We start from the raw sequence: 20,536 nt of genomic DNA, 5'->3' as shown, positions 1-20,536 counted from the left end.
GACGAGAAGCCGCAGCGGCACAGCGGGTGGCACCGGATGCTATGATGAACTCAACGGATTCCTCGACTCCATGCGCATTATCCTGATCACCGGCATCTCCGGCTCCGGCAAGTCTGTTGCGTTGAACGCGCTTGAAGACGCGGGCTACTACTGCGTCGACAATCTGCCGCCGCGATTTCTGCCCGAACTCGCCGGGTACATCGCGAGCGATGGCCAGGACAAGCTCGCGGTCGCGATCGACGCGCGCTCGGGCGCCTCGCTCGAAGACATGCCGCAGATGATCCGCGATCTCGCCGGCCGGCACGACGTGCGCGTGCTGTTCCTGAACGCCAGCACGCAAGCCCTGATCCAACGATTTTCCGAAACGCGCCGCCGTCATCCGCTGTCGGGCTCGCCCGCGCACGATGCCGACGTCGGCGTACTGACATCGCTTGCGGAAGCGATCGAACGCGAGCGAGAACTCGTCGCAGGTCTTGCGGAGTTCGGCCATCAGATCGACACCAGCAACCTGCGAGCAAACGTCTTGCGCGCGTGGGTCAAGCGTTTCATCGAACAGGAGCACACGGGTCTTGCGCTGATGTTCGAGTCGTTCGGCTTCAAGCGCGGCGTGCCGCTCGATGCGGACTTCGTGTTCGATGTGCGCGTGCTGCCGAACCCTTACTACGACCGCGAGCTTCGTCCGTTGACGGGACTCGACAAGCCCGTCATCGATTTCCTCGATGCATTGCCGATCGTCCAGCAGATGATGGCCGACATCGAGTCGTTCCTGCAGAAGTGGCTACCGCATTTCCGCGACGACAATCGCAGTTACCTGACCGTCGCAATCGGTTGCACGGGCGGACAGCACCGCTCGGTATTCATCGCCGAAACGCTTGCCGCGCGTTTCGCGAGCGAAGCGAACGTGATAGTGCGGCATCGCGATGCGCCGATCGACGTCGACGACTCATCGAAACTGGTCGCCTGAGGTTTCCGATGGTGGCTTGACCGGCCGCTCGAGGCGGCCCTAACCGAAGCGTTGCGCCATGTCCTCTACACCGTCCGTGCTTGCCGATGTGCCGCTGTTCCCATTGCACACCGTCCTCTTTCCCGATGGGCTGCTGCCTCTGAAAATCTTCGAGGCCCGCTACCTCGACATGGCGCGCGACTGTCTGCGCGACAAGACACCGTTCGGCGTGTGTCTGCTGAAAAGCGGTGCGGAAGTCGCGCAGCCCGACGAACCTGCTGTGCCGGAAGCGATCGGCTGCCTCGCGGAGATCGACGTGTGCGATGTCGACGAGTTCGGCATGCTGCTGATTCGCGCGCGCGGCACAGAACGGTTTCGCCTGCTGTCGCATCGCGTCGAATCGGGCGGCTTGCTGGTCGGCATGGCGGAGCTGATCGGCGGAGACTTGCCGCTTGAAGGCACGGGCCACATGGAGAAATTCGGCGCGTGCGCGGAAGTGCTCGAACGCATCATCGCGACCATACGCGAGCGCGATCCGGAAAGTCTTCCGTTCATCGAACCGTTCAGGCTCGACGATCCCACATGGGTATCGAACCGCTTGTCGGAAGTGCTGCCGATCGCATTGAAGGCGCGGCAAAAACTGATGGAGTTGCAAGACGCCGGCGCGCGCATCGACGTCGTGCATCACTACATGCAGCAACATCAGCTGCTGTAGCTCGCGGCCGATCAGATCAGCGAACCCTGCAGGCCTTCTAGCAGCTTACGCACGGGAGCAGGCACGCCAAACGCGTCGAGTTCGTTCAGCGACATCCATACGGTTTCGGCGTCGCGTGCGTTCGCGGCGTTTGAAGAGCGATCGAGTTCGGCAAGACGCGGCTCGATATCAAGCCTGAAGTGCGTGAACACATGCGTGAGCGGCGCAAGCGGCGACACATCGGCGCTCGCGCCGAAGTCGCGCGCGAGTTGCACGAGCGCCGCTTCATCCGCCGCTTCCGGCAAACTCCACAAGCCGCCCCAGATGCCCGATGGCGGACGCTTTTCGAGCATCACGGTATCGCCGTCGCGCAGCAGCAGCATCCATGTGCGGCGCGTCGGCACGGTCTTTTTCGGACGCGCCGCCGGCAATTCGCGCTGACGGCCCGTCACCTTCGCCACGCAGTCCACCGCGAACGGACAGCGCGCGCAATCGGGTTTGCCACGCACGCACAGCGTCGCGCCGAGATCCATCAGGCCTTGCGTGTAGGCGCTCACGTCATCGTCGGTTACGTTCACGGGCAGCAGCGATTCCGCGAGCAGCCACATGCCGTTCTCAACCTTCTTCTCGCCCGGAAAACCTTCGACGCCGAATACGCGCGCAAGCACGCGCTTCACGTTGCCGTCAAGAATCGTCGCGCGCGCGCCGAATGCGAACGATGCAATCGCAGCCGCCGTCGATCGTCCAATGCCAGGCAAGTCCGCGAGCGCTTCCACTGATTCCGGAAACCTGCCGCCGTGCTGTTCGACGACGACCTGCGCGCAGCGATGCAGATTGCGCGCGCGCGTGTAGTAGCCGAGGCCGGCCCACAGCGTCATCACGTCGTCGGCGGGCGCGCAGGCGAGCGCGGCGACATCGGGGAAACGCGCGAGAAAGCGCGCGTAGTACGGAACCACCGTCGACACCTGCGTCTGCTGCAACATGATCTCGGACAGCCAGATCCGGTATGGATCGCGCGTGTTCTGCCACGGCAGGTCATGACGGCCATGTTCGCGCTGCCATGCGATCAGGCGCACAGAGAAATCGGACAGAGCGGGTATTGTTGAAGATGCGATCGAAGTGGCGGTCGCAGATGCGCTCAAAGAGGCAGCCGAAGAAGCGGTCGAGGAAACGGAAGCGGACATGAATGATTCAGCGCTGACAGGTCGGACAGTAGTAAGTGGAGCGTTGCCCCTGCACGATCTGTTTGATCGGCGTGCCGCACACGCGGCATGGCAGACCCGCGCGATCATAGACGAAATAGTCGAGCTGGAAGTAGCCGCTCTCGCCGTTGCTGCCGACGAAATCGCGCAATGTGCTGCCGCCCTTTTCGATCGCGGACGCGAGCGTGGCGCGCACGGCATCTGCAAGCAGATCGTAACGAACGAGCGAGATGCGTCCAGCGGGCGTGGTCGGCCGGATGCCGGCGCGGAACAGGCATTCGGATGCGTAAATGTTGCCCACGCCGACGACGATTTCACCTGCGAGCAGCACCTGCTTCACTGATACCTTGCGCCCGCGCGTCTTACGATGCAGCAGCGCACCGGAAAAAGAAGGTGCGAACGGCTCGACGCCGAGCGCTGCCAGCAAGGGATGATCAAGAATGTCGCCTGCCGAGCGCGGGTGCCATAAGACGGCGCCGAAGCGGCGCGGATCACGAAAGCGCAAAATGAAGTCGTCGAAGACCCAGTCGACGTGATCGTGTTTTGCGGCTGCCGGCGGATGCGGCACGTTGCGCAGCACTCTGAGCGTCCCTGTCATGCCGAGATGCACGATGAACCAGCCCTCGTCGATCTCGAACAGCAAATATTTGCCGCGCCGTTCCACTTTGTGGACCAGCCGGCCATGCAGCAGGCGCGCGAAACCGGCTGGAATCGGCCAGCGCAACGCGGGCGTGCGTACGTCGACGCGCTCGACGCGCCGCCCAGCGACAAACGGCTCGATTCCGCGTCGCGTAACCTCAACTTCTGGCAACTCTGGCATGTCTAACTGGTCTGCAACTTGCGTCCGTGGTTATGCGCTTATTGTAGCGAGCGCGTTACAATCGTCCGAAACATTGAACGGATCTGTATGAACCTGTCCTTCGTTACGCAGTTTTTTAAGCGCCGGACTGGTGTGAACAGCGTGCCGCACGCTGTTTCCCCACGCCGGCTGCTCGGTGTGGCCGCTCTGGCTGTCTGGGCGCTCGCCGCATTGCCCGCGCATGCCCAGGATCCGTCGCCCGATACGGATGACAACGCCGTATCCGTGCAAGACGCCTTCGGCCCTGAATCCGCCGAAGAAAAGAACAATCTGCCGAACGTTGCGCTGACGAGCCAGATCGTCTTCCAGGTGCTCGCAGCCGAAGTCGCGCTGCAGCGCAATCAGCCTGCGCCCGCGTATCAGACCTATCTCTCGCTCGCTCGCGACACGCACGATCCGCGCATGGCGCAGCGCGCGACTGAAATCGCGCTCGCTGCGCAGAGTCCGTCGGATGCGCTGACGGCCGCGCAACTGTGGCAACAATATGCGCCGACGTCCGAGCGCGCCGCGCAACTCGACGCATCGCTGCTCGTGCTGTCGGGCAAGCCCGATGACGCAAAGCCGATGCTCGCGAAAGAACTCGCGAAGATCGCGCCGGAAAATCGCAGCAACGGCATTCTCGCGCTACAGCTGCTGATTTCGCGCGGGCCGAATCGTGTAGGCGGATTGCACGTGCTGCAGGATCTGCTCGCGAACGACATGAACCGCCCGGAAGCGCAATTCGCGATGGCGCGTCAGCAGCTTCTCGCCGACGATGCGCCCGGCGCGCGCAAGTCGCTCGAACAGGCACTCAAGCTCAAGCCCGACTATCTGCCCGCTGCGCTGCTGCTCTCGCAGATGGGACCGGAAGAACGCAAGGAAGGCATCGAGTCGCTGGAAAGGTATGTCAAGGCCAATCCGAGGTCGCATGAAGCACGGCTCGCGCTCGCGCAAATGTATCTCGCGAGCGATCGCCTCGACGACGCGCAGAAACAGTTCGAGTACATGCAGAAGGACAACCCGAACGATCTGACGCCGCTGATGGCGCTTGCGCTGATCAAGATCCAGCAAAAGAATCTGCCCGAAGCGCAGAACTATCTGCAGCAGTACGCGCAGAGAGCCGAAAAAATGCCGGGCGCGGATGCCGGTCAGGCGTATATCTATCTCGCGCAACTGTCGCTCGAACAGAAGGACAACGACGCAGCCGGCCGCTGGCTGGACAAGATTTCGCCGACCAGCACGCAGTACGTCCCCGCGCAGATCACGCGCGCGCAGTTGCTGGAAAAGCAGGGCAAAGTCGATGACGCGCGCAAGCTGCTTGCGGGCATTCATCCGCAGGACCCGCGCGATCAGGCGCTGATCGCGCGTACCGACGCCGCCATTCTGTTCGACGCGAAGCGCTATTCGGAAGCCGAAACGCGGCTCGCGCAAGCCACGAGCGATTTCCCGGAGGACCCCGATCTCACCTACGACTACGCAATGGCTGCGGAAAAGAACAGCCATTTCGACGTGATGGAAACGCAACTGCGCAAGCTGATGCGCACGCAACCGGATAACGCGCAGGCATACAACGCGCTCGGCTACTCGCTCGCGGATCGCAACCAGCGTCTGCAGGAAGCGGACAAGCTCGTCGAAAAGGCGCTGTCGCTGGCGCCGAACGATGCGTTCATCATGGATAGTGTCGGCTGGGTCAAGTACCGGCTGGGCGATACGACGGATGCGATCAATCTGCTTCGCAGGGCCTACGATCTGCAGCCGAACGCCGAAATCGGTGCGCATCTGGGTGAAGTGCTGTGGAAGAGCGGCGATCAGGACCAGGCGCGCGCAGCATGGCGCGATGCGCGCAAGCTCGAACCGGACAACGACACACTCGTAAAAACGCTCAAACGTTTTCAGGTGAACGATCTCTGATGCTTTTTCCCCATCTCGTGTTTTCAACTCCGGCGCCGCGCCGCGCGGCGCTGGGTCTCGCAGCCGCAGCCGTCGTCGCCCTGGCGGGCTGTGCTTCCGTCAAGCCGCAGGGCCCATCCACGTCGAATGCCGCAACGGCCGTCACCGCGCAGACGGCCCGCGCCTATCACGGCCGTTTCGCCGTTCAGTACGTCGACCAGAACGGCCAGCAGCGCAACGCATACGGCAATTTCGACTGGCAGGAACACGGCGACACCGTCACGGTGCAATTGCGCAATCCGCTCGGACAGACCATGGCGATCGTGACGTCATCGCCGGCGACCGCCACGCTCGAACTGCCGAACCGTCAGCCGATGACGGCCGATAACGTCTCCACGCTGATGCAGAATGCGCTCGGCTTCACGCTGCCCGTCGAAGGACTGCGCTACTGGCTGCAGCCGTCCGTCGCGCCGACGTCGAGAGCGACGACCGAAAGCGATCCGCAGCAGCAATCGCATCTGAAGCAGATTCAACAGGACGGCTGGACGATCGACTATCTCGCCTATGCCGATGCGCCCGCAACCGGCGTGAAGCGCCTGAATCTCGAACGCTCCGAACCGCCGCTCGACATCAAGCTCGTGCTCGACCAGTAATTGCGCGCACGCGCTCCTTGCAAAGACTCATGATCGAAACGAACGACTCGCTGCGCGACTGTCTCGCTCCGGCGAAGCTGAATCTCTTCCTGCACATCACCGGACGTCTGCCGAACGGTTATCACGCATTGCAGACGGTGTTCCAGTTGCTTGACTGGGGCGACACGCTGCACTTCACGCTTCGCGACGATGGCGCGATCACGCGTGGCACCGAGATCGCCGATGTTCCCGCCGACACCGACCTCACCGTGCGCGCAGCGAAGCTGCTCAAAGAGCACACGGGCGCGCGCCTCGGCGTGAACATCGAGATCGACAAGCGCCTGCCGATGGGCGCTGGCCTGGGCGGCGGCAGCTCCGACGCGGCGACGACACTGCTCGCGCTGAACCGTCTTTGGAAGGTCGCTTTGCCGCGCGCGGAATTGCAGGCGCTCGCAGTCAAACTAGGCGCCGACGTGCCGTTCTTTATCTTCGGAAAAAATGCCTTCGCAGAGGGTATCGGAGAGGAACTTGAGCAGGTACAATTGCCGCCGCGCCACTTTCTGGTGGTGACACCGAGGGTTCACGTTCCAACCTCAGCGATTTTTTCCGAAAAAACGTTGACAAGAGATACGAAAGCCCTCACAATAGCAGACTTTCTTGCACAGCATAGCTGCAACGCAGAATGGCCAGACAGCTTCGGCCGGAATGATATGCAGCAGGTTGTCGCGGGAAAATACGCGGAAGTCGCGCAGGTGCTTCGATGGTTTGGCGACATCGCGCCAGCGCGGATGACGGGATCAGGTGCTAGCGTTTTTGCATCGTTCCGTAGCAAAGATGAAGCGGTGGCGGCGCAAGCCAAACTGCCAGTCGAATGGAACAGTGCAGTAGCAGCAAGTCTGGATACGCATCCACTCTTCGCTTTCGCGGCATAAGTTTCGCGGCACTGAATGGCCTACACATTCAGTGAAGCTCAAAGTTAGTGTAGGGGAGTCGCCAAGTTGGTTAAGGCACCGGATTTTGATTCCGGCATGCGAGGGTTCGAGTCCTTCCTCCCCTGCCAAAAATTCTCGCAGTTCCTCGCCTCCCACAGCCTGAAGCAGGTGCATGATGAGCAGCCATGACGGCCTGATGGTTTTTACTGGCAACGCAAATCCGGCGCTTGCACAGGAAGTCGTCAAGATCCTCGGTATTCCCCTCGGTAAAGCAATGGTCTCCCGTTTCTCGGACGGCGAGATTCAGGTCGAGATTCAGGAAAACGTTCGTGGCAAGGACGTCTTCGTCCTGCAGTCCACGTGCGCGCCGACCAACGACAATCTGATGGAACTGATGATCATGGTCGATGCGCTCAAGCGCGCATCCGCCGGCCGGATCACGGCAGCCATCCCCTACTTCGGCTATGCGCGTCAGGATCGCCGCCCGCGTTCGGCGCGCGTCGCGATCTCGGCGAAGGTCGTGGCGAACATGCTGGAAATCGCTGGCGTCGAGCGGATCATCACGATGGATCTGCACGCTGACCAGATTCAAGGCTTCTTCGACATCCCCGTCGACAACATCTACGCAACGCCTGTGCTGCTCGGCGATCTGCGCAAGCAGAATCACGAGAACCTGCTGGTCGTGTCGCCGGACGTCGGCGGCGTGGTCCGCGCCCGCGCGCTGGCAAAGCAGTTGAACTGCGATCTGGCCATCATCGACAAGCGTCGTCCGAAGGCGAACGTCGCCGAAGTGATGAACATCATCGGTGAAGTCGAAGGCCGCACCTGCGTGATCATGGACGACATGGTCGATACGGCCGGCACGCTCTGCAAGGCAGCGCAAGTGCTGAAGGAGCGCGGCGCGACGAAGGTTTTCGCGTATGCGACGCACCCGGTTCTGTCGGGCGGTGCTGGCGCGCGCATTGCGGCTTCGGCGCTCGACGAAGTCGTCGTTACCGATACGATCCCGCTCGGCGAAGAAGCCCGCTCGTGCCCGAAGATCCGCTCGCTGACGAGCGCAGGTCTGTTGGCCGAAACGTTCTCGCGCATCCGTCGCGGCGACTCGGTGATGTCGCTGTTCGCGGAAAGCTAAAGTATCCGCGAAAGCGCCGCATGACGAATGCGGCGCTTTTGCATATCGGCGTGAACGGACGAAGGTTCACGCCGTCGTGTCTGGGGCCGCTAATCCAGTTTTGGGTATGCAAGCCTCGTCTTACTGCCTGGTCGCGGGCAGATAATGGAGAATCAAATGAAAGTCATCGCTTTCGAGCGTAATCTGCAAGGTACGGGTGCGAGCCGCCGCCTGCGTAACTCGGGCAAGACCCCGGGTATCGTGTACGGCGCCGGCGAACCGCAACTGATCGAACTCGATCACAACGCGCTGTTTCACGCACTGAAGAAAGAAGCATTCCACTCGTCGATTCTCGATCTGGAAGTGGCAGGCAAGTCGCAACAGGTTCTGCTGCGCGACGTGCAATACCACCCGTTCCGTCAGCTCGTGTTGCACGTGGACTTCCAGCGCGTCGACGCGAACAAGAAGATTCACACGAAGGTGCCGCTGCACTTCCTGAACCAGGAAACCAACCCGGCTGTGAAGCTGGGTGGCGCGGTGATCTCGCACGTCATCAACGAAATCGAAGTCGAATGCCTGCCGGCCGCTCTGCCGGAGTTCATCGAAGTCGATCTGGTGAAGATCGAAGCGGGTCAATCGCTGCACTTAGCGGACATCGTTCTGCCGGCTGGCGTCGCACTCGTTGCGCACCTTGCAGCAGAAAACCCGGTGATCGTGTCGGCACCGATTCCTGCTGGTACCGTGTCGGAAGAAGCATCGGCTGAAGGCGAAACGCCGGCTGCCGAATAAGGCCGCTATCCTCTCGATCCGTTTCAATGGAACGGTCGACGTAACCCGCCGCGGTTTACCCCCGGCGGGTTTTTTTTCGATTTTTTCCAGGCTGCGTGCGTGCCGCGCAGCTCACTCGAACATGATCAAGCTGATCGTCGGGCTCGGCAATCCGGGCGCCGAATACACCGCGACCCGCCACAACGCCGGCGCCTGGCTCGTCGACCAACTCGCGCGCGAAGCAGGCGCGACGTTGCGCGACGAACGGCGCTTTCATGGCTTCTACGCGAAAGCACGTCTGTATGGCGAAGAGGTGCATCTGCTCGAGCCGCAGACGTATATGAACCGTTCGGGTCAATCGGTCGTCGCGCTCGCGCATTTCTTCAAGATCCTGCCGGATGAAATTCTCGTCGCGCACGACGAACTCGATCTGCCGCCCGGCACCGTCAAGCTGAAACTCGGCGGCGGCAGCGGCGGACACAATGGCCTGAAGGACATTTCCGCGCATCTGTCGACGCAGCAATACTGGCGACTTCGTATCGGCATCGGCCACCCGCGCGACCTGATTCCCGAGAGCGCCCGCGCGGGCGCGAAACCGGACGTCGCGAACTACGTGCTGAAGCCGCCGCGCAGGGAAGAGCAGGACGTGATCGACGCGTCGATCGAACGCGCGCTTGCCGTGATGCCAACTGTCGTCAAAGGCGAACTCGAACGCGCGATGATGCAGTTGCATCGCAATCCTTGACGCGAGCGTCTAAAAAGGAGAGAAGCTTGAGCCGCTACTGGAGCGATATCGTTCATCGGCTGACGCCATACGTGCCGGGCGAGCAGCCCGCGCTTGCGCATCCCGTGAAGCTGAACACCAACGAGAATCCGTATCCGCCGTCTCCCGGCGTGGTGAGCGCGATCCGCAACGAACTGGGCGAGCACGCCGAATCCTTGCGCCGCTATCCCGATCCGACTGCGCGCGCGTTGCGTGAGACGGTCGCCGCGCATCATCGTCTGAACGCCGATCAGGTGTTTGCGGGCAACGGCTCCGATGAAGTGCTCGCGACCGTGTTTCAGGCGCTTCTGAAGCACAATAAGCCGATTCTCTTTCCCGACATCACGTACAGCTTCTATCCAACGTACGCGCGTCTCTACGATGTCGCGTATCGGACGATTCCACTCGATGACGCCTTTAAGATTCGCATCGACGACTACACGCAGCCGAACGGCGGCATCCTCTTTCCAAATCCGAATGCACCGACTGGCCACACGCTGCCGCTATCGGACATCGAGCGAGTGGTCGCATCGAATCCCGATTCGGTGGTTGTCGTCGATGAAGCGTATGTGGACTTCGGCGCGCAGTCTGCGATTTCGCTGATCGGCAAGTATCCGAATCTGCTCGTCGTGCATACGACGTCGAAGTCGCGCTCGCTCGCCGGCATGCGCGTCGGCTTTGCGTTCGGCGATGCTGCGTTGATCGATGCGTTGAATCGCGTGAAGGACAGCTTCAACTCGTATCCGCTCGACCGTTTGGCACAAGCCGCCGCAACGGCCGCGTACGAGGACGACGCGTGGTTCCGCGATTGCACCGAAAAAGTGATCGCGAGCCGCGAGCGGCTCACTACGCAATTGACGGCGCTCGGCTTCGACGTCGTGCCGTCATCAGCGAATTTCGTGTTCGCACGACACGCCGGATACGATGCCGCGACGCTTGCAGCGCGGCTCAGGGAAAAAGAAATCTTCGTGCGGCACTTCAAGGCGCCGCGCATCGATCAGCATCTGCGTATTTCGATCGGCACCGATGCCGAGTGCGATACGCTCGTGAACGCGTTGAAGGAGATCGTCGGCTGATATAACGCCGGGAACAAGACAAGCGGCGCGTCCCGTGTGCCGCTTTTGTGAGATCACGCGCTCTTTGCGGCCTGCAGCGCGTTGTACTTCGTCATCAACTGTTCCGGCGTCTCAAGATGCTCCGGATTGCGCGGAATACATTCGACGGGACACACCTGCACGCATTGCGGCTCGTCGAAATGGCCGACGCATTCGGTGCACTTCTTCGGGTCGATCACATAGATTTCCGGGCCCATCGAAATCGCGTCGTTCGGGCACTCGGGCTCGCAAACGTCGCAATTGATGCACTCGTCGGTAATCATCAGGGCCATACTGTTCTCACTTCATGCCGGCGCGCGTCGCGCGCATGCCGGCTAACATTCCGTAATCCACGATTCTACGCCTGTCGGATAGACCATGCGCCGCATCCGGTTATCGACTACGAGGACGCAGCACTCCGTCAGGCGCCGAAGATCACGGTTGCGCCGCCCGAGCCTGCTCCATCGCCGCGACCTTGTCCTGCAGCCGCTTTTCCACCGACGGGAACACGAACTTGCTCACGTCGCCGCCCAACTGGGCGATCTCGCGGACGATCGTGCCCGAGATGAACTGATACTGATCGGATGGCGTCATGAACATCGTCTCGACGTCCGGCAGCAGATAGCGGTTCATACCCGCCATCTGAAACTCGTACTCGAAATCGGATACGGCGCGCAGACCGCGCACGATCACGCGCGCGTTGTTGACTCGGACGAAATCCTTCAATAGCCCCTTGAAACTCATTACCTGCACGTTCGGATAGTGGCCGAGCACCTCATTGGCGATGTCGAGCCGCTCTTCGAGCGAAAAGAACGGCCTCTTGTTGCGGCTATCGGCCACTCCCACCACCAGCGTGTCGAAAATGCTCGATGCGCGACGCACGAGGTCCTCGTGACCACGCGTGAGCGGATCGAACGTACCCGGATACACGGCGACTACCATGGGATTTCTCCTCTCTACAGACTAGAAGCGTGCCGGAACGCCCCGCAGGACCCGTCCGGCAACGACACCGCGCGTTCAGCGGCAAGCCGCCCGGCGCTTGTTATGAACGCGCATTATTCCTCATTTTCGCGTTGCAGCAAATGATAGCGGACGGCGCCCGCCTTGCCCTCGCGGATCACCGACCAGCCTTCGAGCGCCGCGCTTCCGGCCGCGTCGAGCGATTCTCCGGATTCGACATAAAGAAAGCCATCCGCGCTTACCAGCGGTGCGGCGACCTCGAGGGCGCGGCCGAGCAGATCCTCGCCGAATGGCGGATCGAGAAAGACGACGTCGAAGGAGCCGGGCGCGAGGCTTGCGGCGAGACGCAACGCATCGGCCTCGGCGATTTCGATCGCGCTCGCCGACAGCCTGGCCTGATTGGCGCGCAACTGCGCCGCCGCGCGCGCGTTGCGCTCCACCATCAGCACACGTGCGGCGCCGCGCGATGCCGCCTCGAAGCCAAGCGCGCCGCTGCCGGCGAAAAGGTCCAGACAGCGTTGGCCGTCGAGCCGCTGGCCGAGCCAGTTGAACAGCGTTTCGCGGACGCGGTCGGGTGTCGGACGCAGCCCGTCGATGTCGATCACGGGCAGCGGTGTGCGTTTCCAGTCGCCGCCGATGATGCGAATGGTGCGCGCCTGGCCACTGCCGGACGGCGCGTTTCTTGCGCGTGCAGGGGAAGTACGGGACATGCGGTTCGTTTATTGAGCGTGCGCCTGCCTGTCGCGGATGCGGTCGATACGCGTCAAGATATGTCGATCGCGCAGGTTTCGTCCACGGGCGGGCCGGAGCGCCCACGTTACCACACGCGCGCGGCGGCCTTCGCCGAAGTTCACGGGGGCGGTGCGCGATGACGCCCGTCGCGGTGCCCAATGACGCGCCATCACGACGGCGCCGGACGCGCCTGATAAAATGTCGGGCTTCCAGCGCCTCGCATCCCGCACTGCCATGCCCCGCCGCCAGAACCGACGCGTCGACGTTCGTCGCCACGCGCCATCCGGTAAATAGCGGGAATCCAGCGCATTCTCACGCAGCTCAGACCATGTTCAGCTTTTTCAAACGATTCAAGGGTTCGAAGACGCCCGACGGCACGCCTGAGGCGTCGCAGACCGATTCAGGCGGCGACGTCGATACGCAGGACGCGGCCGCGCCCGAAGCACCCGAAGCGCCCGCCGCTTCCGGTACTCCCGGCGCTTCGTCGAAGCCTGCGCGCGACGCGCAGCCGGTGCCCGACTCAGTCGACGCGCCCGAATTCGACCCCGACTATGTGCCCAGCGCCGCCGACTTCGAAGACGCGGACGAGGAAGTCGAAATCATCCCGCCGCCGCAACCCGAGGCAGCAGCGAAGCGCACGTGGCTCACGCGTCTGCGGAGCGGCCTGTCGAAGACCAGTTCGAGCATTACGGGCATTTTCGTCGGCACGAAGATCGACGAAGAACTGTACGAAGAGCTGGAGACGGCGCTGCTGATGTCCGACGCGGGTGTCGACGCGACGGAGTATCTGCTCGAAGCGCTGCACGAAAAAGTGCGCACCGAGCGCCTTACCGATCCGCAGCAGGTCAAGGGCGCGCTGCGCGCGCTGCTCGTCGACCTGCTGAAGCCACTGGAGAAGTCGCTGACGCTCGGCCACTACCAGCCAACCGTGATGATGATCGCGGGCGTGAACGGCGCCGGCAAGACGACGAGCATCGGCAAGCTGGCAAAGCACATGCAGAACTTCAACCAGTCGGTGCTGCTCGCCGCGGGCGACACGTTCCGCGCCGCCGCGCGCGAACAGCTCGCGATCTGGGGCGAGCGCAACAACGTGACGGTCGTGCAGCAGGAAAGTGGCGACCCCGCTGCCGTGATTTTTGACGCAGTCGGAGCGGCGCGCGCTCGCAAGATCAACGTGGTGATGGCGGACACGGCGGGACGCCTGCCGACGCAGCTTCATCTGATGGAAGAGCTGCGCAAGGTGAAGCGTGTGATCGGCAAGGCAATGGACGGCGCGCCGCACGAAGTGCTGCTCGTCATCGACGCGAACACGGGTCAGAACGCGCTCGCGCAAGTCAAGGCATTCGACGATGCGCTGAACCTCACCGGCCTGATCGTGACGAAGCTGGACGGCACGGCGAAGGGCGGCATTCTCGCGGCGATCGCGCGGCAGCGCCCGGTGCCCGTGTATTTCATCGGCGTCGGCGAAAAGGTCGAGGATTTGCAGCCGTTCAGCGCCGAAGAATTCTCGGATGCGTTGCTGGGCTGATTCGTCGGGCCGCTAAGGCTGGCCAGGCACCAGGTACAAAGGGCGTCATGTGTTTGCATGACGCCCTTTTTTCGTTGCCGTCACCGTTCGTGCATCGCGATAGCGGGCTGCTCGAACGCCACGACTTCACTCGGCGTCGGGCTGCACGCCAGGCTCCGCGCGCGCGAACGCGTCGAGCGTGTTCGCGTAGTCGCAGATGCGCCGGATGGTCGGATACGGACTCATATCGACATTGAAGCGCGTCGCGTTGAACACTTGCGGCACGAGACAGATATCCGCCAAAGTCGGCATATCGCCGAAACACAGCTTGCCCCCGCGCCCATCCGCGACCAGATATTCTTCGAGCGCCGCAAAGCCCGAACTGATCCAGTGGCGATACCACGCGTCCTTCACCTCGTCGTTCACACCGACGGTGCGCTTCAGATACTTCAGCACGCGCAGATTGTTCAATGGATGAATCTCGCATGCGAGTTGCAGCGCGATCGAGCGGACGTACGCGCGGTCGGCGGGATTCGACGGCAGCAGCGCCGGTTCGGGATGCGTCTCCTCCAGATACTCGACGATCGCGATCGACTGCGTCAGCACGGTGCCGTCGTCCACCAGCGTGGGCACGACGGCATCGTGATTGAGCTTGCGATACTCGGGCTTGAACTGCTCACCGCCATCACGCAGCATGTGCACCGGCAAGTACTCGTACGGCAGGTTCTTCAGGTTCAGCGCGATGCGCACGCGATACGACGCGGAACTGCGAAAGTAGCTGTACAGCTTCATCGTGTTGTCCTCCCCAACCTCACTTCTACATCATCAAACGACGCGCACGCTGAACTCGCCCAGCCCGTCCACGCCTCCTTTCATCAGATCGCCTTGCACAATCGCGCCGACGCCTTCCGGCGTGCCCGTGAAAATCAGGTCGCCCGGTTGAAGTTCGAAGAAAGTCGACAGATAAGCAATCGTCTCCGCCACCGACCAGATCAGTTGCGACACATCTGAACGCTGCTTCTCCTCGCCGTTGACGGTGAGCCAGATCGCGCCCTTGCCGACGTGCCCGACTTTCGACACGGGATGAATCGGGCCGAGCGGCGCCGACTGGTCGAAGCCCTTTGCCGTGTCCCACGGACGGCCCAGCTTTTTCGCCTCGGCCTGCAGGTCGCGGCGCGTCATGTCGAGGCCGAGCGCGTAGCCGTAGACGTGGTCGAGCGCGTTGTCGGCGGAAATGTTCTTGCCGGCCTTGCCGATTGCCGCGACGAGTTCCATCTCGTAGTGCACGTTCTTCGACTGCGCCGGATAAGTGAATTCGCCCGTCGCGCCCGGCGCCACGTACAGCACGGCGTCGGCGGGCTTCGCGAAGAAGAACGGCGGCTCGCGATCGGGATCGTGGCCCATTTCGCGCGCGTGCGCCTCGTAGTTCCGGCCGACACAGTAAATGCGGCGCACCGCGAATTGATCGTCCGATCCGACGACCGGCACTGCCGTCACCGGCGCTGGCGCAAACACGTAACCCATTCCCTTCTCCGTCTTCTATTGATTGAGCCGCCCGACGCGGCGAAACATTGAGTGTAACGCGACGCTGTCACGCGCGTGGCCTGGCCGAACGGCCAGGTGGCGAGCCTCGCGGCCATGCTTTAACGTTCGATGCAGGCCGGCGATTTGCTCGAATTCTGGAGGCACGCGCAGCGTGCGATACTGGACGGAATCAAGACCAAACGGCCGACGACGCCACGCGATCCGCGCCCCGCTCGCTCACGAGCCAGTGCATAGCCTCGTTGCCCGCTGTCCCCACGAGACCGATTTGCCCGATGACCGATTTCACCGACACTGCCGCCCCTTTCCCCTGCGCCCGATTCATCAAGGAAATCGGGCGCGGCCCCAATGGCGCGCGCGCGCTCACGCCCGACGACACGCATGCGCTCTACGCCGCGATGCTCGACGGACGCGTGTCCGACCTGGAACTGGGCGCGATTCTGCTCGCGTATCGCGTGAAAGGAGAATCCGCCGATGAACTGGCCGCTATGCTGGCGGCGGCCCATGCGTCGTTCCCGCCCGTCAACGTGACGCACGACGCGCATCAGGCCGTGTCGATTCCGAGCTACAACGGCGCGCGCAAGCAGCCGAACCTCGTGCCGCTGCTCGCGTTGCTGCTCGCGCGTGAGGGCGTGCCCGTGCTGGTTCACGGCGTGACGGAAGACCCTGGCCGCGTGACAAGCGCGGAAATCTTCGCCCATCTGAACGTCGCGCCGGCGCAAACGCACGCCGATATCGAAGCGGGTCTTGCGAACCGGCGCATCGCATTCGCACCGATCGAAACGCTCGCGCCGAAGCTCGCGCGGCTGCTGTCGCTGCGTCGGCGGATGGGTGTGCGCAACTCGACGCATACGCTCGTCAAGATCCTCCAGCCGTTCGCGCCCGCCGGTCTGCGGCTCGTGAACTACACGCACCCGCCGTACCGCGAAAGCCTGACGCAGCTGTTCGTCTCGCATCCCGACGCGGCCGTTGGCGGCGCATTGCTCGCGCGCGGCACGGAAGGCGAAGCGGTTGCCGATACGCGCCGCCAGGTGCAGATCGACTGGCTGCACGACGGCATCTGCGAAACGCGCGTCGCCGCCGAGCGCTCCTCGCCGGATGCGCCCGAAGTCGAACTGCCCGAGGGCCGAGATGCGCCCACGACGGCGGCCTGGATCGAGTCCGTTCTGCGTGGCGAAGCGCCTGTGCCGGCCGCGATCACGCGCCAGGTCGAACTGATCGTCGACATCGCCAGAAAGGCCGCCTGATCAAGGCATGCAGCGGCTTCACGCACGTTGTGAACCGCCGCGGCGAGCGCAGTCAGAAGAGCATCAAGTGACCAGGGCGTGTTGACAGCCACGCGCGGCCTCGCTTACCCTTAAAAAATGCGTTCTCACCCGAACACCCTCCGAATTACCCTCGGCCGCCTAGCGCGGCCCCTATCGCTAAGTCTAGCGTAAGCCAGGCGTAGCGCCGCACGCAGTCGCCATAGCGGCTCGCGCGGTCCTCCCAAGCAGTTCCCGTAGTTCCTGTTTCACCCCAGTCCGTAGTTCCTTCAAAACCTGTAGTCGTCTGTATTCGTCCGTTTACCACTCGGACGAATCGCGAGGGTCAAATGCACGTTGCATGGGCTTCAGTACCGATCGTTGCCTTCGTCGTCGTCCCGATGGCGTTCTTCGTCCGCGCCCGTTCGTTGCTCCCGCTAGCGCCCGGCTTGCGGGACGTGCATCCGTGGCACCCCGCCAGCCGCTCGACGCCACATCACCCAGCACACGACTAAACGAAACGAACGAGGCTCACCATGTTGCGCAACCCTGCCGAGAAGTACCGTCCCTTCCCCACCGTCCGTCTGACCGGACGCAAATGGCCCAGCCGCACGATCGAGCGCGCGCCCATCTGGATGAGCACCGATCTGCGCGACGGCAACCAGTCGCTGATCGAGCCGATGAGCATCGAGCAAAAGACCGAGTTCTTCGAGATGCTCGTCCAGATCGGCTTCAAGGAGATCGAAGTGGGCTTTCCGTCCGCGTCGCAAACTGACTTCGACTTCGTGCGCAAGCTGATCGACGAGAAGCGCATTCCCGACGACGTGACGATCGAAGTGCTCGTGCAATCGCGTGAAGAGCTGATCGCGCGTACGTTCGAGGCGCTCGAAGGCGTGCCGCGCGCGATCGTCCACCTGTACAACGCGATCTGCCCGTCGTTTCGCAAGATCGTGTTCGACCAGTCGAAGGAAGAGGTCAAGGCGCTTGCCGTCGAGGGCACGCGCATGATCCGCGAGCACGCCGATGCCCGTCCGCAGACGCACTGGACCTATCAGTACTCGCCGGAGACGTTCAGCATGAGCGAGCTGCCGTTCGCGCGCGAAGTCTGCGACGCCGTCGCGCAGACGTGGCGCCCGACGCGCGATCACAAGATGATCGTGAATCTGCCCGCCACCGTCGAAGCCGCGACGCCGAACGTCTTCGCCGATCAGATCGAGTGGATGGACCGCAATCTCGGCTACCGCGACAGCATCGTATTGTCGGTGCATCCGCATAACGATCGCGGCACGGCAGTCGCGGCGGCCGAGCTCGCGTTAATGGCAGGCGCGGACCGCGTCGAAGGATGCCTGTTCGGCAACGGCGAGCGCACCGGCAACGTCGACATCGTGACGCTCGCGATGAACCTGTACACGCAAGGCGTCGATCCGGGGCTCGATTTCTCGGATATCGACGGAGTGCGGCGCGTCGTCGAGCGCTGCAACCAGATTCCCGTGCATCCGCGCCATCCGTATGCGGGCGATCTCGTCTACACGGCGTTTTCCGGCTCGCACCAGGACGCGATCCGCAAGGGTTTCGCGCAGCAGAAAACGGGCGCCGTATGGGAAGTGCCGTATCTGCCCGTCGATCCCGCCGACGTCGGCCGCAGCTACGACGCGGTGATTCGCGTGAACAGCCAGTCCGGCAAGGGCGGCTCGACGTATCTGCTCGAGCGCGGCATGGGCTTCGCGCCGCCGCGCCGCGTGCAGATCGAATTCAGCCATGCCGTGCAGACGGTCGCCGACCAGTCGGGCGAAGAAGTGACGGGCGACGCGATCTGCGCGCTCTTCGCGCGCGAATACTTCGAGACGGAAGGGCCGGCGCAGCGCGTGAACGGATCGACGGTCCGTTGGAACAAGCGCGAGATCGGCGTGCCCGCGACGGCGGCGGCCCGCGCCGACGATCACGAGGCGCATGCAAAGGCTGTCGCGCAGGAAATGTCGGCGGCGGCGACACAGCCTGTCGAAATCACGTCCTTCGAGACCGTGCGCACGACGGACGGACGCACGGCCGTGTTCGTCGGCTGCCGTGTCGGCGAGCAGCCGATGCGGCACGGCGTAGGCGTCGCGGAAGACGAAATGACGGCCGTCGTCGATGCCGTAGTCAGCGGCGTCAATCGCTCGGGCTGGCCAACGGTGGACCGCCGAGTTGCGGCGTAGCAACCGGACAGGCATAGACGCACACGAGCAGGAACGCAGAAAACGCCAGCGCCGACGGTTCGGATCACCGCGGCGCGCACGGCCCACTCACGAGGTGGCGCCGTCAGGAAAAGAGTGATCGCGCGATCCGTGTCACTCGATCGCGCAACGCGTCGCTTGCCAGGCGATCAGCCGCCACTTCCCGTCCTCCTGCGCCTGAATCGCGGTGTAAGCGATCGGAAAGAGCAGCGCGCCGCTGTTGGCCTCCATCTCGATCAGCGCGCGTCCCGTGACCACGCACGTCTCGCGGCCGACGGGCAGCACGTCTTGCGACTGGATCTCGATCTGCCGATAGCGGCGGCGCCCGGCCGTGATTGCGTCGATGAACTGCTGCTTCGACTCGCGCTTGCCGTTCGTATGGACGTAAATGACGTTGTCGGAGAGCAGCGCGTCGAGCTGCTGCCCGTTGCCTTCGACCATCGCGCGAAAGCGATCGCGCTCCAGCCCGCGAATCGCCTCGATCACCTTTGCCGCCATTGCATTCGCCCCCAGGACGACAGTGCCTGCAACGGCGGCCGTCGTCAGAAGTTGTACTGCACGTAAACCTGGTGGAAATTTATACCAGGATTCGGCTCTTTGATACCGCCGTTCGAGACATGCTGAAAACGGTAGCCGAGCTGATACTGCTGATGCGAGCCGAATTGCGCGCCCGCGCCCACCATGTCGGCAAACTGGAACGCGGAGCCCAACGTAAAGGTCGAAGAGATTCGCGGACTGGTCAGCACGCGCACGCCGACGCCCGCCTCGACGAACGGCCGGAACGCTCCCGTGCCCTTGATGAACCGCACAATGGGCGTGACGCCGAATTCGCCGATGTTGTTGTGGACGTTGCCTTCGTCCGTGTGCCACCACGCGGCGTGCGCTTCGCCGATCAGTGCAAAGTGCCAGCCGCCGATTTCCCACCAGGTCAGATTCGGGTCCCAGACAAAGCCCAGATCGAGCTTGCGCACATGATGATCGGCGAGGCCGCCCGTGATCTGCACGCCAAACTCGTCCGCCAAAGCCGACCCGCATACGCCCCAAAACGCCATCGCCGCGGTGCACCTAAGTACCAGACCACACCAAGCCTTATTCTTTTCCATCGTGTGTCCACTGAGATTTCAGGGTTGAGCGGCGAAAATCGCGCAGCGACATTTTAGAGACAGAGACAATTAAGTGTTCCTGGGCAACTGATTTGAATTTCGCTATCCTGGCGCCTTCGTGATGCCGGGATAGTGAATGAAGTGTGTCGTAGAGCTGAGTGAAGCTGAGAAAATTACATTGCAACAGCTGTCGATCAATCACAAGCATCGGGATATACGCACGCGAGCGGCGGGCCTGCTGATGCTTGGGCGCAAGATCAAGCCAAAGGCCATCGCAGAGCAGCTCGGCGTGAGCGGCCAATCGGTTTATAACTGGTCCCACGCGTGGCGCGACAGCGGGGTGTGCGGCCTGACAGGCGGTCACTGCG

General features: G+C 62.7%; 22 protein-coding genes and 1 tRNA gene. 14 read left to right on the top strand and 9 right to left on the bottom strand.

The window, feature by feature from the left end; genetic code table 11:
• Positions 1 to 70 precede the first annotated feature (70 nt).
• Entirely contained in the window at positions 71 to 964 is an 894-nt protein-coding gene (gene rapZ, locus GCT13_RS03555; protein WP_152755393.1) for an RNase adapter RapZ, read from the top strand.
• Between the two features lie 58 nt (positions 965 to 1,022).
• Positions 1,023 to 1,658: an LON peptidase substrate-binding domain-containing protein gene (locus GCT13_RS03550; protein WP_152755392.1), complete on the top strand. Its 636-nt coding sequence runs from the start codon at positions 1,023 to 1,025 to the stop codon at positions 1,656 to 1,658.
• An 11-nt stretch (positions 1,659 to 1,669) separates the two neighbouring features.
• Here the strand turns inward: GCT13_RS03550 and mutY are convergent, their stop codons facing one another.
• On the bottom strand, positions 1,670 to 2,821 hold the full coding sequence (gene mutY / locus GCT13_RS03545; RefSeq protein ID WP_152755391.1) for an A/G-specific adenine glycosylase: 1,152 nt from the start codon (positions 2,819 to 2,821) through the stop codon (positions 1,670 to 1,672).
• Between the two features lie 7 nt (positions 2,822 to 2,828).
• Positions 2,829 to 3,659 carry a bifunctional DNA-formamidopyrimidine glycosylase/DNA-(apurinic or apyrimidinic site) lyase gene (gene mutM, locus GCT13_RS03540; RefSeq protein ID WP_152755390.1) on the bottom strand — a complete coding sequence of 277 codons (831 nt, stop codon included), beginning with the start codon at positions 3,657 to 3,659 and terminating at the stop codon, positions 2,829 to 2,831.
• An 87-nt stretch (positions 3,660 to 3,746) separates the two neighbouring features.
• Between mutM and GCT13_RS03535 the strand changes: the two genes are divergently transcribed.
• From GCT13_RS03535 to hisC, 8 genes are all read left to right on the top strand, one after another.
• Positions 3,747 to 5,588: a tetratricopeptide repeat protein gene (locus tag GCT13_RS03535; protein ID WP_152755389.1), complete on the top strand. Its 1,842-nt coding sequence runs from the start codon at positions 3,747 to 3,749 to the stop codon at positions 5,586 to 5,588.
• Positions 5,588 to 6,220 (top strand): lipoprotein insertase outer membrane protein LolB, encoded by a 633-nt coding sequence (gene lolB / locus GCT13_RS03530; protein WP_152755388.1) that lies wholly within the window; start codon positions 5,588 to 5,590, stop codon positions 6,218 to 6,220. The genes GCT13_RS03535 and lolB overlap by 1 nt, the downstream gene beginning before the upstream one ends.
• Before the next feature lie 29 nt (positions 6,221 to 6,249).
• Positions 6,250 to 7,131: a 4-(cytidine 5'-diphospho)-2-C-methyl-D-erythritol kinase gene (gene ispE / locus GCT13_RS03525; RefSeq protein ID WP_152755387.1), complete on the top strand. Its 882-nt coding sequence runs from the start codon at positions 6,250 to 6,252 to the stop codon at positions 7,129 to 7,131.
• Positions 7,132 to 7,182: 51 nt separating this feature from the next.
• Positions 7,183 to 7,259, top strand: a tRNA-Gln gene (locus GCT13_RS03520).
• A gap of 47 nt (positions 7,260 to 7,306) precedes the next feature.
• On the top strand, positions 7,307 to 8,263 hold the full coding sequence (locus tag GCT13_RS03515; protein WP_087734318.1) for a ribose-phosphate pyrophosphokinase: 957 nt from the start codon (positions 7,307 to 7,309) through the stop codon (positions 8,261 to 8,263).
• A gap of 156 nt (positions 8,264 to 8,419) precedes the next feature.
• Positions 8,420 to 9,031: a 50S ribosomal protein L25/general stress protein Ctc gene (locus GCT13_RS03510; RefSeq protein WP_152755386.1), complete on the top strand. Its 612-nt coding sequence runs from the start codon at positions 8,420 to 8,422 to the stop codon at positions 9,029 to 9,031.
• A gap of 121 nt (positions 9,032 to 9,152) precedes the next feature.
• Complete coding sequence (gene pth / locus GCT13_RS03505; protein WP_152755385.1) at positions 9,153 to 9,755, top strand: aminoacyl-tRNA hydrolase; 603 nt, start codon at positions 9,153 to 9,155, stop codon at positions 9,753 to 9,755.
• 26 nt (positions 9,756 to 9,781) lie between these two features.
• Complete coding sequence (gene hisC / locus GCT13_RS03500; protein ID WP_152755384.1) at positions 9,782 to 10,849, top strand: histidinol-phosphate transaminase; 1,068 nt, start codon at positions 9,782 to 9,784, stop codon at positions 10,847 to 10,849.
• 53 nt (positions 10,850 to 10,902) lie between these two features.
• On the opposite strand, the gene GCT13_RS03495 is transcribed toward hisC, so the two are convergent.
• The 3 genes from GCT13_RS03495 to rsmD all read right to left on the bottom strand — a co-directional run bounded on the left by GCT13_RS03495 (position 10,903) and on the right by rsmD (position 12,537).
• Complete coding sequence (locus GCT13_RS03495) at positions 10,903 to 11,160, bottom strand: YfhL family 4Fe-4S dicluster ferredoxin (protein WP_090863358.1); 258 nt, start codon at positions 11,158 to 11,160, stop codon at positions 10,903 to 10,905.
• 142 nt (positions 11,161 to 11,302) lie between these two features.
• On the bottom strand, positions 11,303 to 11,809 hold the full coding sequence (gene coaD / locus GCT13_RS03490) for a pantetheine-phosphate adenylyltransferase (protein ID WP_152755383.1): 507 nt from the start codon (positions 11,807 to 11,809) through the stop codon (positions 11,303 to 11,305).
• Positions 11,810 to 11,922: 113 nt separating this feature from the next.
• On the bottom strand, positions 11,923 to 12,537 hold the full coding sequence (gene rsmD / locus GCT13_RS03485; protein WP_152755382.1) for a 16S rRNA (guanine(966)-N(2))-methyltransferase RsmD: 615 nt from the start codon (positions 12,535 to 12,537) through the stop codon (positions 11,923 to 11,925).
• A gap of 350 nt (positions 12,538 to 12,887) precedes the next feature.
• Here rsmD and ftsY point away from each other — a divergent pair, with 350 nt between their 5' ends.
• Entirely contained in the window at positions 12,888 to 14,087 is a 1,200-nt protein-coding gene (ftsY, locus tag GCT13_RS03480; protein WP_152755381.1) for a signal recognition particle-docking protein FtsY, read from the top strand.
• Between the two features lie 126 nt (positions 14,088 to 14,213).
• On the opposite strand, the gene maiA is transcribed toward ftsY, so the two are convergent.
• Entirely contained in the window at positions 14,214 to 14,858 is a 645-nt protein-coding gene (gene maiA / locus GCT13_RS03475) for a maleylacetoacetate isomerase (RefSeq protein WP_152755380.1), read from the bottom strand.
• A gap of 33 nt (positions 14,859 to 14,891) precedes the next feature.
• Positions 14,892 to 15,590, bottom strand: coding sequence for a fumarylacetoacetate hydrolase family protein (locus GCT13_RS03470; protein ID WP_152755379.1), 699 nt, complete (start codon positions 15,588 to 15,590; stop codon positions 14,892 to 14,894).
• A 293-nt stretch (positions 15,591 to 15,883) separates the two neighbouring features.
• Between GCT13_RS03470 and ybiB the strand changes: the two genes are divergently transcribed.
• Together ybiB and leuA are read left to right on the top strand one after the other, a co-directional pair.
• Positions 15,884 to 16,855 carry a DNA-binding protein YbiB gene (gene ybiB, locus GCT13_RS03465; protein WP_152755378.1) on the top strand — a complete coding sequence of 324 codons (972 nt, stop codon included), beginning with the start codon at positions 15,884 to 15,886 and terminating at the stop codon, positions 16,853 to 16,855.
• Positions 16,856 to 17,388: 533 nt separating this feature from the next.
• On the top strand, positions 17,389 to 19,047 hold the full coding sequence (leuA, locus tag GCT13_RS03460) for a 2-isopropylmalate synthase (RefSeq protein WP_152755377.1): 1,659 nt from the start codon (positions 17,389 to 17,391) through the stop codon (positions 19,045 to 19,047).
• A 132-nt stretch (positions 19,048 to 19,179) separates the two neighbouring features.
• Here the strand turns inward: leuA and GCT13_RS03455 are convergent, their stop codons facing one another.
• Together GCT13_RS03455 and GCT13_RS03450 are read right to left on the bottom strand one after the other, a co-directional pair.
• A complete protein-coding gene (locus GCT13_RS03455; protein WP_087734154.1) occupies positions 19,180 to 19,563 on the bottom strand; it encodes a nuclear transport factor 2 family protein in 384 nt (127 codons plus the stop codon).
• A gap of 44 nt (positions 19,564 to 19,607) precedes the next feature.
• Positions 19,608 to 20,117, bottom strand: coding sequence for an acyloxyacyl hydrolase (locus tag GCT13_RS03450; RefSeq protein WP_227746716.1), 510 nt, complete (start codon positions 20,115 to 20,117; stop codon positions 19,608 to 19,610).
• 187 nt (positions 20,118 to 20,304) lie between these two features.
• On the opposite strand from GCT13_RS03450, the gene GCT13_RS50795 reads away from it, so the two are divergent.
• Positions 20,305 to 20,536 (top strand): helix-turn-helix domain-containing protein (locus GCT13_RS50795; RefSeq protein ID WP_193727573.1); only part of this gene is annotated, 232 nt, incomplete at its 3' end.

It is taken from the genome of Paraburkholderia franconis (genome assembly GCF_009362735.1).
Taxonomy (GTDB): Bacteria; Pseudomonadota; Gammaproteobacteria; order Burkholderiales; family Burkholderiaceae; genus Paraburkholderia; species Paraburkholderia franconis.
Note: the sequence above shows the minus strand (reverse complement) of the source record. Positions and strands in the feature narration are given on the sequence as shown.